Genomic DNA, 13559 nt, shown 5'->3' on the forward strand with positions numbered 1-13559 from the left:
CAATTCACACCGTTTTGGGACACAATAAGCCGTTCCAACATCACCCTTACCTTTCTTTAGGAGAAGTTTATGAAAATTATCCGTAGTCTGTTCTTGCCCGCTTTTCTCGCTTCAATTCTATTTTCAACCGTGCTCGCTCAGGATCTCGACGAAGTCACGATAACCGGACGGATCGTTGATTCCAACAGCGCGCCGGTCGTCGGCGCGACGGTCACGGCGACGCTCACGACAACTGGCGTCGCGCGCACCGTCATCACCAACGAAGACGGACGCTACCGTCTCATCGAACTCCCGCCGGGAGTCTATTCGATCAAGGCGACGATGCAGGGGTTTGCGAATCAGGAAAAGACCAACCTCACGACCGTTGCCGGCCAGAATTTTCAGATCGACTTTACGCTTCAGCCTGCCGGGGTTTCAGCCGAACAGATAATCACGCTCGAAGGCGACAACGAACCCGTTATCGATTCGACACGCACGATCGTCGGCGGAACGATCAACGAAAAGCAGATCGAGGAGATCCCGAACGTTTCGCGCAACGCGCTCGATCTCGTTCTGACACTCGGCGGCACCTCGGAAGAACAGCTTTCGACGAGTGGGCTCGCCGATGACCGGAACGCCAATCCGCGCAACGCGCCGCTTGAACAAGGCAACTTCTCGATCGGCGGCGGAACCGCATATTCGAACAACATCACCATCGACGGACTCGACAACAACGACGACCGTTCGTCGCGCGACCGTTTTCAGCCGTCGCTCGAATCGATCGCCGAAGTTCAGGTCATCCAGAATCAGTTTTCGTCCGAGTACGGGCGCGCCTCGGGCGGTCGCGTCAACATCCGCACCCGCGCCGGCGGCAACAAATTCAAAGGACGCGCCTTCGGGTTCTTCCGCGACGAGAGCCTGAACGCCAATTCTTGGTACAACAACAGCCGCGAGATCTCGCGTCCGCCGCTGCAGGAGATCAACCCCGGATTCTGGTTCAGCGGGCCGGTGATTCTCCCTTACTACAACGGCCGTCAGCGAACGTTTTTCGCGCTTGCCTACGAATTCAACAATCTTGCCGATACGACGTTGATCGACGCCTACGTTCCGGTCGGGTCGAATCCGCGTTACGCGCTCCCGACTTCAACCGGCGGCGCCCAAACCTGCGACAATTCAAGCCCAGATGCCTGCACGGCCGGAACGGCAGCGTATGTCGCTCCGTACCGAAAGGTATTTTCGACGCCGAACCGGAGCAATGTCTGGACGGCGCGCATCGATCACAGGCTTTTCAAAAACAATGAATTGACCGTCGGATTCCAGTTCGGACGCAAGAACAACCAACGAACGACCGGCGCGGCGACGACCCGCATCGAGGACGCGTTCCAGGCGAAAAACATAAACACCGATGCTTTCAACTTCACCGACAACCAGTTCTGGGGCAATGTCGTCAACCAGTTCCGTGGCCAATGGTCGAGCTTCAAGCCGAGCTATCAGGCGCCGAACCCGTTCGATCCGGTCGTTTTGATCAGTTATCGCGATCCGGTCGCGAACGCCGTCCGGACGCTGATCGCCGGAAACTCGACGACGAGCACGCTCCAGAATTTCGCCGACACGCGGAACGAAACGCGCTGGCAATTGCAGGATTCGGTGACCTATATCAGGGGACGCCACACGTTCAAGTTCGGTTTTGATATGCAGGACGTGGTTTCCAAGGTGACCGGTCTCGGCGATGCGACCGGAACATTCAACTTCGGCAGCGTTCTTTTGTACACGCAGAACTCGATCAACCGTTACCGGCAGAATTTTGGGACAAGTCAGGACGTCAAGAATCGTTATTACGGATTCTTCTTCAACGACGAGCTCAAGCCGATTTCGAATATGACCTTGAGTCTGGGTCTTCGTTTTGAGCGCGAGACAGCGGTTTCCGACAAAAACAACTGGGGACCGCGTCTCGGCATTGCGTGGGATCCGTTCAAGAAAGGAAAGGGCGTGATTCGATTCGGAGCCGGAATTTTCTACAACCGCGTTCTGCTTCGAACCGTTGGAGACTCGATCCAGAACGGAGGCGGAACTCTGGTCGAATTCGACACAAATACGATCGGCACTTCGGGAAGCGACCGCCGGCGGACTGCGATCCTCACGGCAATTTCGAACAACTTCCCGAATAGCTATCCGTCAACTTCGGAGTTGAGAACGCTCGTCGTCGCAGCCTGCGCAACCGTGGTTAATCCGGAAGGCCCATGCACGACGAACACAGGGTTTTCGGTTGACAATGTTTCATCCGCCGGCAATCCGCTGCGATCGGTCGAAGCCAATCTGAAGATCCCGGAAAGCTATCAGTTCAATATCGGCTTCGAGCGCGAGATTTTCAAGGGCTGGGTTTTTGAAGCAAATTACACCTGGAACAAGACCGTTCGGCTGTGGCGCGACTTTAATGCGAACGCACCGCGTCTACCATCCGGATATGCGGATTGGACGGCGTATCTTTTGGCGAACCCGTTCGATCTCTCTCCGACGCGCCGTTACACATTTTACCTCGGCGCGACAAATGATCCGAGCGGCATCGCCACGACACAGGGCGGAGCGACCGCGTGCGGAACAACGACCGTCAACTGCTTCGTCAATCTCAATACGATCAACTCGTCTTCGACGACGCCTCTCGTCAGCGTCGCCGGCCAGAACAATAACGCGACGGGCGCGCCGATCGGCATCGCGACCGCCGCGATCGCGCGTTTCCGGCCCGATCAGACCGTCTCTGAAACTTCGTTGATCGGATCGCAGGGACGTTCGCAATATCAGGGACTCGTTCTCGAACTACGAAGCCGTTTCCGCAAACTCGGTGCCGGATTCGGCGCGCAGTATCGTTTCGTTTACACGCTTTCGAGCACCAAAGACGATGGGTTGAACAACACGTCGAACGCCGAGGTCAACGGGAACTTCGGACGTGAGTGGGCGCGGAGCCTGCAGGATCGTCGTCATCGGATCGCGTTCTCCGGATCGTTCGATACGCCGTGGTGGCTCGGCAAGCTTCGTTTCTCGCCGCTTGTCCGCTGGGGAAGTTCGGCCCCGTTCAGTCTCGGTGCGGGCGGAAGCGACCGAAATCTGGACGATCTCGGAACGGACCGTCTGAATTTCAGCGGAAACGTCAAGGACATCAAGTACCGCAAACCGGGCTCGCCCGTTCCCGATGCGCTTCTCGCGCAGTTTTCGCTCCAGCCGATCGGCGCCGCGAGCGGAAATTTGCCGCGCAATTCGGGTACAGGTCCGAGTTTGTTCGGCTTCGACCTTAATGTTTCGCGCGAATGGAAGATCGGCGATCGCTTCCGTTTGCGGCCGGTGATCGAGTTCAACAACATTTTCAACGCTGCGATCTTCAGCTACGGTGCGGAATTCGTTGACTTCCAGGCACTGAGCTCGACGCCGACGGCGACACAGACCCTGGCACGCCAGAACTTTCTCGTGCCGACGCGGACTTATCGGCAGCGCGAGATCAGAGTCGGGTTGAGATTCGATTTTTGATTCGCTGTTAACGACGAAGCCGCGCGAGATCGCACGAAGGATTTTCGTGTTGTTTAGCGCGGTTCAGTTGCTTATGATTCCTTTATGTTGCTACGGTTGCTGATTCTTTTCTTGCTTGCTTCGATTTCCGCCTCGGCCGCCGGCACGTTGCCCAAGCCGGAGCGCGAGTTTCGCGGCGTTTGGATCGCGACCGTTGATAACATCGACTTCCCTACCAAAAAAGGTCTGCCCGTCGAAGATCAGAAAAAGGAACTGATCGCCGATCTCGAACTCGCGGCGTCGCTCAATATGAACGCTGTCGTGTTTCAAGTGCGACCGATGGCGGATGCGATATACGAATCCAAGCTCGAACCGTGGTCAGAGTTTCTGACCGGCGAGATGGGCAAACCGCAAAGGTTCGATCCGCTCGCGTTTTTGATCGGTGAAGCGCATAAACGCGGAATCCTCGTCCACGCCTGGTTCAATCCGTATCGCGCATATCACCCGGCGGCGAAGACCGTTTCGGGCGATCACATCACCAAAAGCCGGCCCGACCTGGTGCGGCAATACGGCAAATATCAGTGGATGGATCCGACCGACCGTGAGGTTCGCGCGCATTCGCTCAAGGTCGTTCTCGATGTCGTCCGGCGATACGACATCGACGGAGTGCATTTCGACGATTATTTCTATCCGTATCCGATCACCGAGAACGGCGCGAAGGTCGAGTTCCCAGACGGCGGAAACTGGCGCGATTATCTTGCCGAAGCCCAAAAACTGAGCGGTCCGAACATTCGCCGGATCCCGCTCGAACGCGACGATTGGCGGCGTTGGAACGTGAACGAGTTCATCGAAACGGTCGGCCGCGAGATCAAACGCATCAAGCCCGAAATCCTTTACGGCATCTCGCCGTTCGGGGTTGCGGAAGAGAACTTCAAGAACCTTTACGCGGACGCGGCAAAGTGGCTGAGCGACGGGACGGTCGACTATTTTGTGCCGCAACTTTATTGGAAGACCGACCGCAAGAACCGTGAGTTTCCGCTGTTGCTCAAATCGTGGGAAGACAAGAATGTGAAGAAGCGTCACATCTGGGCGGGACTCGGAACATATAAGATAAACGATCCGAAAGAGAGTTTTTCGGCCGCCGAGATCACGGGTCAGATCAGATTGAGCCGCGAGATCCAAACCTCGCCGGGGAACATACAATTCAGCCTGAAGTCGGTGCGGAGCGATTTCGGCGGGATTCAAAAGGCGTTGCGCGATGGCGAATACAAACGCGCGGCGATCATCCCCGAGTTCCCGTGGATCAAATCCGCGCCGCCGGCCGCGCCGCAGACAACGGTCACGCGCGATGCCGAGTTCGTCCGCGCCAAATGGGCCGAAACGGGCGCAAAACGCGCGTTTTGGTTCATCGTCTACGCGAAGGACAAGGATGGTTGGAGTTACTCGATCGTGCCCGCTTCGCAGACATCGATCGCGCTCACGGCGAGCCGCAAGATAGAAACGATAATCATCAAAAGCGTTGACCGCTTGGGGAAGATATCGCCTTGAATCCGCTTGGAGTTCTGCTTGGAGTTCCAAACGATTATTCGGCTGAATTCAGAAGATTCTTCGCAAGATTTTGGAGTTTGTTGCCGAGGTTTCCGTTAAACGCGCCGACCTTTACTTTGACGTCCGACGCGTTGGCGATCTTCAACAGGTTGGCGCGATTGATCAGATAGACCAACGTCTCGCGCCGCGCGGCGCCGGTATCGCCAAAGAACCTGTATGCCTTGCCGAGCTCGATCTTCTCTTTGCCAACGAAGACCGTCAGATTGTTCGATTTCGCGAACTTGTATTCATCCGCATCCGAGAGGATCGCAATCGCCCATCCGGCGACTTTGCCGTTGGCGTTGTAACCGTAAACATAACCCATCCGGAAATCGAGATACGGCGGCTTGGCGACACCCGAAACAGTGATCTGTGCCTGCGTCGTGAGATTGTAGCCAAATCGCCGCGCCGCGTCATACTTTCTGATGATGCCCCCGACTCCGGCTTCCTTGTCGATGCTCCGAACGTCCGACCAAGCGTCGAAACTCGCGTAATTCTGAACCGCCGACGTCGGAGGCGTCGGCGCTTTGACGGTTCGATTCTGCGAAACCAGCAGCGCCGCGCGCTCGTATTCCAAGCGCTTCCGTTCCCGCTCCGCTTTTTCCTTCTCGGCGCGAAATTCCCACGCGGGCTTCAGATCCTGAACGCCCCAGACGCCGCGTTTCTCGGCCTTTGCCTGAGCTTCGTTGCTTTCGTACATCGCACGCTCTGCGGCCGGCTGACCGTTCTTTTCATAAACCGCGTGCCACGCCGCGCCGTCGCGCAGCATTTGCTGGCCGACATCAACGCCTTTGAGCGTCAGTTTTCCGATCGTCTTCTCGGTATTGAACCCGAGCGGTTTGAATTCCACGGTCTGATTCAAGATCATCGCCGAAAGATGGTCCTTGACCGTCTGCGCCAGCGGCTGGTCCGGTTCCGGAACCTCAACGTACTGCAGAACCGCCGTGATCCGCGCGTTCGGAACTTCGATCACGAAGGATTTTCCATCGATCACCTGAACGACCCGGCCCGTAAACGCGCTTTGCGGATACGCCGAAACGGCCGTCAGGAACAGGACGACGATGATCAGAATCACCGCCTTGGCGTCGATTTTCGATTGTGGGTCCTGAATCCCGGATTTGAACATAACTGACTCCGTTGTTTTGCATTCGTGACCGGCCCGCAGTCGCAAGCGGCCCGGATCGTTGCCGTCTAAACGTCTAGATTGTATTCGCGCAGACGGCGGTAAAGCGTCGATGGCGAGATGCCGAGGAGTTCGGCGGTCTTGCCGCGGTGCCATCCCGTCTTCTCCAGCGCTCCGATGATCTGCTGACGTTCGACGTCGCGAAGATTCGCCGGCGAATTATGGAACGAATTGACTGCGAGATCGTTCGGCTCGTTGTAAACGACCGAGACGCTCGGTTCGGCGATCCGATTGACGACCTCGGCGGGCAGATCCTTGATCGTGATCTTTCCGTTTTCCGAGAACAAGACCGCGCGTTCGAGACAGTTCTTGAGTTGGCGGACATTTCCGGACCAACTGTACGCGGCTAGGATCTCAATCACCTGCGGTGTCAATTCCGGCGCGTTTTGTCCGGCGACCTTGTTCAGAATATGGTTGGCGAGCGGTTCGATGTCCTCGCGGCGCTCGCGGAGCGGCGGAATGTTGATCTCGAAACTGTTGATTCGATACAAAAGATCGGCGCGAAAGACGCCTTCCGAAACGGCCTTCTTCGTATTCCGGTTCGTTGCAGCGACGAGACGGACATCGACCTCGACCTTTTTGACGCCGCCGACACGGAAGAACGAACGCGTTTCAAGCGCGCGGAGCAGTTTCGACTGAAGCTGCATCGGCATTTCCATAATTTCGTCGAGGAAGATCGTTCCGCCGTCAGCGATCTCGAAGAGTCCGAGTTTGCGCCCGCGCGCGCCGGAGAACGCCCCGGCCTCGTGTCCGAAGAGCTCAGATTCGAGAAGATTATCCTGCAGCGCGGCGCAGTTGAGATCGACAAATGTCTTGTCTTTGCGTCGTCCGAGCCGATGAAGCGCTTGCGCGACGAGTTCTTTTCCGACTCCCGATTCGCCGGTGATCAGAACCGACGTGTCGGTCGGCGCGACGCGCTGGACGAGCCTAAGAACTTCCTTCATTTGCGGCGATTCGGCCACCATCTCGGGCATATTCTTGTTCGTCGTGCGCTCGATCTGCGCCCGCAGGCGCTGGTTGTCGATCTTGAGCCTTTGCTTTTCGGCGGCCTGCTGCACGAGCACCGAGAGTTCGGTGATTCGATACGGCTTCGTCAAATAGTCGTAAGCACCGAGCTTCATCGCCTCGATCGCGGATTCGACGGTCGCCTGGCCGGTGAGCATTATCACTTCCGGCGGATTTTGCGATTTTTCGCGCAAACGGCGCAAAAGACCGATGCCGTCGAGCCGCGGCATATTTATGTCGCACAGAAGGACGTCGAAATCTTCCTGTTCGAGCGCTTCCCAAGCGGTTTCGCCGTCAGGAGCCGTCTCAACTTCGTGGCCCTGCCGGCTCAGTTCTTTTTGAACCACAAGCCGCAAATTGCTTTCGTCGTCAACTACGAGGAGTTTTGCCATAACAGTTATCCAGTTGGGGAATCTCGGAAACTCCCGGAAGGAGGCTTCCGGTAATTCCTGAGCTCATATCCTATTTGGGAGGAAAATCGTAAATGTCGTGCCAATACCGAGGTTCGAACGAACGCTGAGACGTCCGCCGTGTTCGGTGATGATGCCATAGCAAACGGCGAGTCCGAGTCCGGTGCCTTTGCCGACCTCTTTCGTGGTGAAGAACGGCTCAAAGACCTTCGACATATTCTCAGACGGAATTCCAATACCGGTGTCTTGAACTTCGATCGTCACGCGTTGTTCGTTCGTTGCGTAAGCTTTGAACGTGAGCGTTCCGCCATTGGGCATCGCATCGATGGCATTGGTCGCAAGCGCGATGATCGCCTGCTGGATCTGTCCGCCGTCGGCGTTGATCGCCGGCAGATCCGCAGCGATGTCGAACTTGAACGTAATCGCGTTTCCACGCTTCTGATGCGAAACAAGGTTAGCCGATGACTGCAGGAGATCGGCGATATCGATCGGAAGCCGGTTGCCGGATCGAACCCGGCTGAAATCAAGCAAACCGTTGGTGATGGCCTTGCAGCGAAATGCCTCGCTACGGATCAATCCGAGATATTCCCGAAGGTCTTCGATCTCGGGCATCGATCCGAACTCGCCTTCGTTGACGCGCGTTTCGAGCGATTCGGCACAAGCCGAGATCGTCGCCAGCGGATTGTTGATCTCGTGAACCACTCCGGCGGCAAGCCGGCCGACCGCCGCGAGTTTTTCGGCACGTCCGGCGGCGTGGATCGCATCGACGCGCATCGTCACGTCTTCTCCGACGGTTATGACATGCGTCACATCGCCCGTCAACTGATTGCGCATCGGGATCTTGCTGACCATCCAATGCTGCGTCGCACCGTTGTCGGCCACCGTCTGTTGTTCGATGCGTTCGATCTGGCCGGTTTCGAACGCGCGTTCGAATTCCTGGCGGAGCTTGCCTTGCGGATACTTCGCAAAAACCTGAAAGACGTTTCGGCCGATGACCGAGTCGCGCACCATACCTTGATTTCCGATCTCGCGGTGACGGTTCCAACTGACGATCCGATAGTCGCGGTCGATGACGTAGATCGAAACCGGCAGCGCATCGAGCACGGCTTCGGTGAACTTTCGATGTTCCTCGCGCGCGCGATTGATCGAATCGTTGATCGCGGCCTCGTAATGGGCGGACAGGTTAATGCTCATCGCCGCCAACTGCGTCGCGGCGTCGATGATCCGCTTCGAGCGTTCCGAACAATCGGTTCGGCTCACGAATCCGCAGACGATTGCGCCTTTGATCTCGCCGTTGATATGGAGCGGTGAGACGTATTCAACGGAATGAAGTCCGGTGCGGAGTAGAAAATCCGACTCTGAAACGTACGAAACCTGCGGCGGAAGAATTTCGCCCCATTCGCGGAAGCGCGTTTTGTCGATCCACTCGTTTTCCGGTTCGGGGCCGTTGTGCGTAAAAGTGTAGCTGACGAGACCGATGTGCTCCAATTCGACGATCACGGCGCAAACATCGGCCGCGGTCTCCAACTGAATGGCCTCCGCGACGCGCGCGGCGACTTTTTTCGGATGCACCGTGAACAACAGACTTCGCCCGAGTTCGGTAATGAATTTTAGGTCCGCCGACGCGTCTGAGTCGTTCTGCTTGGGCGCGTACGATCTCGGCTGGCGTTTTACGGTCTTCGGAGTCAACATTTTTTGTTCCGGGCTATTCAAACCATCGAAGGATTTCGGCATCTGATAGGTGAGGTCGGTATTAGAACCTGGAAGTGAAGAAATACTTCCCACTAAATTAAAAAGGATTTTAAACATTTTGTCAACGGTTTTAACAGTTTCGGGACGACAAATTTGACACTCGGCCGAATTAGTCCCAAAATCGAAAAACGATATGCTTATGCGATTCGCAACTGCCCGGAAATGTTTGATTTGCAAGGCTTTTCTGCTTGCGGTGGGCCTCATCGCTGGAGTTATCCAACTGTCCGCTCAGATCGTCGTCGACAAGACCGTAGCGACGGTTGACGACCGTGTCGGAACACCGGAGCTGATCACCTATTCGGACCTTCTCTGGACGCTCGCCTTGCAGCCGCGGGTGACGATCGATCCGCCGTCCTCGGAAGACTTAAACCGTGCGCTCGAACTCGTGGTCAACCAACGTCTGATCGCCATCGAAGCAAAGCGTCTGCCGGGCGCTCCGCCGAGCGAAGAAAAGATCAACCGCGAGATCAACCGCGTGCTCGAACTCTTCCCGTCGACCGCCGAATTTGAAAAACGTTTGCGGTTGGTCGGCTTTGAATCCGTCAAGGACGATAATTTCGAGCGGATGATGGAAGAGCGTGTGAAGATCGAGCAGTACCTGGATTTCAGGTTCCGTTCGTTCGTCGTGATCACGGCGGAAGAAGAGAATAAATACTACGATGAGGTCTTTGCTCCGGATTTTCGCAAGCGCTATCCGGGACTCTTGATGCCGTCATTCGATGATAAGCGGTTCGAAATAATTGAGATACTAACCGAGGAACGCGTCGCCGAAAACCTCGAAGCGTTCCTCGACGATGCCAAGCAGCGTGCCGAGATCGTGATTCTCATTCCGGTTTGAAGTTCTTTATTTCAGGCTTCGCATTTCAGGCTTCGCATTCCAGGCTTCGCATTCCAGGCTTCGCATTCCAGGCTTCGCATTTCAGGCTTCGCATTTCAGGCTTCGCATTTCAGGCTTCGCATTCCAGGCTTCGCATTTCAGGCTTCGCCTTCTAGGCTTCGCCTTCTAGGCTTCGCATTTCAGGCTTCGCATTTCAGGCTTCGCATTTCAGCTTCGCCTTCTAGGCTTCGCATTTCAGGCTTCGCATTTCAGGCTTCGCATTCCAGGCTTCGCATTTCAGGCTTCGCATTTCAGGCTTCGCATTCCAGGCTTCGCATTTCAGGCTTCGCATTTCAGGCATCCTGGAATCCTGGAATCCTGGAATCTGGAATTCTTAATCTTCGCTTTCCAGCAGCTTTTTCGCTTCGAGAAGCTCAGTCATCGCCGTTTCCGAGACGGTCGGATACGACAGTTTCAACGATTCGAGCTTCTTCACTATCACTTCCGAGATCGCCAAACGCGTGAACCATTTGTTGTCGGCCGGAATCACGTACCAGGGAGATTTTTCGGTCGAGGTCGCACCGATCGCTTCTTCATAGGCGTTCATATAGTCATCCCATAGAGCGCGCTCTTTGACGTCTCCGGCGGAAAACTTCCAGTTCTTCTCAGGCTCGGCGATCCTATCCAGAAAGCGTTGTTTCTGTTCTTCCTTTGAAACATTGAGAAAGAACTTTACAACGTGGATCCCGTTGTCGGACAGATAGTCTTCGAAGTTTCGAATCTCCCGAAACCGGCGCTTCCAGACGCCGCGGCCCTTTGCCTTTTCCGGAAGCTGCTGATTTTGAAGGATTTGCGGATGAACGCGCACGACCAGCACCTCTTCGTAATGCGAACGGTTGAAAATCCCGATGCGGCCGCGCTCGGGGAGTGATTTCGCGCAACGCCAAAGGTAATCATGGTCCAACTCCTCTGACGAAGGCTGTTTGAACGCGACCACGTGACAGCCCTGCGGGTTAAGCCCCGACATTACCTTCTCAATTGCGCCGTCCTTCCCTGCCGCGTCCATCGCCTGAAAGATGATCAGCAGCGCGTGAACGTTCTGCGCGTAAAGAATGTCCTGGAGTTCCGCCATCTTGCCGACGTTCTTTTCAAGCAAAGTGACCGCCTTTGCCTGGTTAAGACCTCCGGTAAAATCGGTTTTGTGCTTTTTGAGTCTGAACTTTTTGCCTTCGGGTACAAGAAATTTGTCGATCTTCATAGTTGCCTCCGTTTTACTCAATATACGATTCAATTTGAAAAACTGCTAATTGGGGCGATTGCTCGGCAATTTCGCGAGCGTTTGCCAACGTCCCCGCATTTTCCTACCATTAAGCCTTATGCTCAGACGCTATATGCACGCGCGGGAACGCCATTTTGTAATGCTCAACGACAATCGCGTCGTGCGTCCGTTTGAGTGGGGAACCGAGTTCGTCACCGATTCGGATGTTGTCGACCCGGCATCGTTCTTCGCGGATTATTCGCGAGCAGCGATCGCCGACAGCGATGCGTTTTTCGCGCTTCCGGAACGTATCGCTTATGACGATAGCCACCTCAAGGCCGGTCTCCGAACTTTGACCTGGCAAAGCGCGATCGAATCGCCGTACGCCGAGAACAATCTGGTCCAAGCTCATTTTTTTCCGAACGAAAAAGACAAAAAGAGGGCCGTCGTCGTCTTGCCGCACTGGAATGCGAAGGAAGGAACATACTTCGACCTCTGCAAGGTTTTCCGAAAGGTCGGCATTTCGGCGTTGCGTCTGACGATGCCGTATCACGAAACTCGTATGCCGCCGCCGCTCGAACGTGCGGACTACCTCGTCGCGCCGAACGTCGGGCAAACCCTTCAATCCGTTCGGCAGGCGGTCTTGGACACGCGCGCGGCGGTCCGATGGCTGAAGGAGCAGGGCTTTGAAAAGGTCGGACTCGTCGGCACGAGCATCGGCAGTTGCGTCGGATTCTTGAGTTTCGTCCACGATCGCAACATCGAAGCCGGCGTGTTCAATCACGTTTCAAGCTATTTCGCCGACGTCGTCTGGAAAGGGCTTTCGACCTACCACGTCAAGGAAAGCATCCACAAAGCGGTCGAGCTCGAACAGCTCCGCGAATACTGGCTACCGATTTCGCCGGCCGGATATATGGAGAAGCTCGGCAAACAGTCGGCGCGGCCGCAGCGCTACATCTACACGCTTTACGATCTGAGCTTTCCGATCGAACTCTCGCGTCAGACTCTCGCTCTTCTGCGCGAAAACAACATCAAACACAGCCGGACCGCGCTCCCGTGCGGACATTACACTCTCGGCGAAAAGCCCTGGGTGTATCTCGACGGCTACAAGATCGTGAGTTTTCTAAGAAAGAACCTGCACTAGAAAAAAGAAACGCCACGAGTGAGAGCAGTCAGTACCGCCGGCGTGAGCGGGCGGGCAAGCAGCGAACAATTCGCGGGCATCCGTCGTGGTAATCGGCGAACGCGCAGCGATTCACGGCTTTTTGATTTCCATCCGAAACTAGCTCCGAGGCGTGAAAACATCGTCCGCGATGGGTTGGTTGACTTTGAATTCAGACCAAAAAACGTCGGCGATCTTGACTCCGTCGTTGAAGATCCGAAGACTCCGCGGCTGAAGAAACCGTGGATTCTTGTTCCACTTGAAATCATCGTAGATGCGCTGATGAAAACCGATCGGCGTTTTGAACGCGGCGTATCGGATGTGAAACGACTTTTTGTCGATCCCGAATAAGGTTTCGCTCTTTTTCGGGTCGGTGATCTTGATGAGATAGCAGGGATGCCCGTCAACTTTGTCGTCCGGCAAGCGAACGATATTGAAGCCGTCGTTTTCGACGTAGCGAAAGATCGAGAATCCGAAGTTGTTCCCCCAACGGAGTAGTTCTTCGTGCGTCTTTGCTTCCTCGCTCAAAAACTGCGAAGTGTTCGCGCCGTCGAACGAGATCTTGAAAAACAACTTATCGCCTTCGAAAGCGTCAAACCGCACCTTGCCGTTGGCGTTGCGCGCATTGTCATTCGCTTGGGGAAAAACGCGCCACATCTTGTAAGTACTCATTTTGTGGGCTTTATCGCCCCAATAGAGCGTCGCGGTCCCCGACAACTCGAGCGACTTCGGGCTCCGCCAGGTTTCGCCTCCGGACGATGCGATCGTCTTTTTAGCGATCTCGAGCGCGGTCAGATCCTGCCCGGCCGCGGTCGCGGCAAGAAAAACGATAAGAAAAAGGGTTCGAAAGTAATTCATCTCAAAAAAAGAACGTGAACTGAAGCATCTACCGCGCAGCATGCCACTCT

10 protein-coding genes are annotated in these 13559 nt (G+C 55.5%); 5 read left to right on the forward strand and 5 right to left on the reverse strand.

Going from position 1 to position 13559, the window contains the following annotated elements; all coding sequences use genetic code 11:
* Positions 1–69 precede the first annotated feature (69 nt).
* Both IPN69_22775 and IPN69_22780 read left to right on the forward strand, forming a co-directional pair.
* Complete coding sequence (locus tag IPN69_22775; GenBank protein MBK8813532.1) at positions 70–3498, forward strand: TonB-dependent receptor; 3429 nt, start codon at positions 70–72, stop codon at positions 3496–3498.
* A gap of 96 nt (positions 3499–3594) precedes the next feature.
* Positions 3595–5025, forward strand: coding sequence for a family 10 glycosylhydrolase (locus IPN69_22780; GenBank protein ID MBK8813533.1), 1431 nt, complete (start codon positions 3595–3597; stop codon positions 5023–5025).
* A gap of 34 nt (positions 5026–5059) precedes the next feature.
* Here IPN69_22780 and IPN69_22785 read toward each other — a convergent pair whose 3' ends face one another.
* The 3 genes from IPN69_22785 to IPN69_22795 form a co-directional block, all read right to left on the reverse strand.
* Complete coding sequence (locus IPN69_22785; GenBank protein MBK8813534.1) at positions 5060–6190, reverse strand: thermonuclease family protein; 1131 nt, start codon at positions 6188–6190, stop codon at positions 5060–5062.
* 65 nt (positions 6191–6255) lie between these two features.
* A complete protein-coding gene (locus IPN69_22790; GenBank protein MBK8813535.1) occupies positions 6256–7644 on the reverse strand; it encodes a sigma-54-dependent Fis family transcriptional regulator in 1389 nt (462 codons plus the stop codon).
* Between the two features lie 63 nt (positions 7645–7707).
* Complete coding sequence (locus IPN69_22795) at positions 7708–9354, reverse strand: PAS domain-containing protein (protein MBK8813536.1); 1647 nt, start codon at positions 9352–9354, stop codon at positions 7708–7710.
* Positions 9355–9553: 199 nt separating this feature from the next.
* On the opposite strand from IPN69_22795, the gene IPN69_22800 reads away from it, so the two are divergent.
* On the forward strand, positions 9554–10252 hold the full coding sequence (locus IPN69_22800; GenBank protein MBK8813537.1) for a hypothetical protein: 699 nt from the start codon (positions 9554–9556) through the stop codon (positions 10250–10252).
* Positions 10249–10407 (forward strand): hypothetical protein, encoded by a 159-nt coding sequence (locus IPN69_22805; protein MBK8813538.1) that lies wholly within the window; start codon positions 10249–10251, stop codon positions 10405–10407. Before IPN69_22800 ends, IPN69_22805 begins: the two co-directional genes overlap by 4 nt.
* A gap of 218 nt (positions 10408–10625) precedes the next feature.
* Here IPN69_22805 and IPN69_22810 read toward each other — a convergent pair whose 3' ends face one another.
* Positions 10626–11489 (reverse strand): polyphosphate kinase 2 family protein, encoded by an 864-nt coding sequence (locus tag IPN69_22810; GenBank protein MBK8813539.1) that lies wholly within the window; start codon positions 11487–11489, stop codon positions 10626–10628.
* Positions 11490–11607: 118 nt separating this feature from the next.
* On the opposite strand from IPN69_22810, the gene IPN69_22815 reads away from it, so the two are divergent.
* Positions 11608–12633 (forward strand): hypothetical protein, encoded by a 1026-nt coding sequence (locus IPN69_22815; GenBank protein ID MBK8813540.1) that lies wholly within the window; start codon positions 11608–11610, stop codon positions 12631–12633.
* A gap of 138 nt (positions 12634–12771) precedes the next feature.
* On the opposite strand, the gene IPN69_22820 is transcribed toward IPN69_22815, so the two are convergent.
* Entirely contained in the window at positions 12772–13509 is a 738-nt protein-coding gene (locus tag IPN69_22820) for a hypothetical protein (GenBank protein ID MBK8813541.1), read from the reverse strand.
* Positions 13510–13559: the final 50 nt, after the last annotated feature.

The sequence above is a fragment of the Acidobacteriota bacterium genome, assembly GCA_016715115.1.
Lineage (GTDB): Bacteria > Acidobacteriota > Blastocatellia > Pyrinomonadales > Pyrinomonadaceae > JAFDVJ01.

Excerpts from the sequence above, each read along its gene's own strand:
- IPN69_22795 (MBK8813536.1), bottom strand. The coding sequence starts at position 9,354 with ATGTTGACTCCGAAGACCGTAAAACGCCAGCCGAGATCGTACGCGCCC.
- IPN69_22820 (MBK8813541.1), bottom strand. The coding sequence starts at position 13,509 with ATGAATTACTTTCGAACCCTTTTTCTTATCGTTTTTCTTGCCGCGACC.
- IPN69_22815 (MBK8813540.1), top strand. The coding sequence starts at position 11,608 with ATGCTCAGACGCTATATGCACGCGCGGGAACGCCATTTTGTAATGCTC.
- IPN69_22800 (MBK8813537.1), top strand. The coding sequence starts at position 9,554 with ATGCGATTCGCAACTGCCCGGAAATGTTTGATTTGCAAGGCTTTTCTG.
- IPN69_22775 (MBK8813532.1), top strand. The coding sequence starts at position 70 with ATGAAAATTATCCGTAGTCTGTTCTTGCCCGCTTTTCTCGCTTCAATT.
- IPN69_22790 (MBK8813535.1), bottom strand. The coding sequence starts at position 7,644 with ATGGCAAAACTCCTCGTAGTTGACGACGAAAGCAATTTGCGGCTTGTG.
- IPN69_22810 (MBK8813539.1), bottom strand. The coding sequence starts at position 11,489 with ATGAAGATCGACAAATTTCTTGTACCCGAAGGCAAAAAGTTCAGACTC.
- IPN69_22785 (MBK8813534.1), bottom strand. The coding sequence starts at position 6,190 with ATGTTCAAATCCGGGATTCAGGACCCACAATCGAAAATCGACGCCAAG.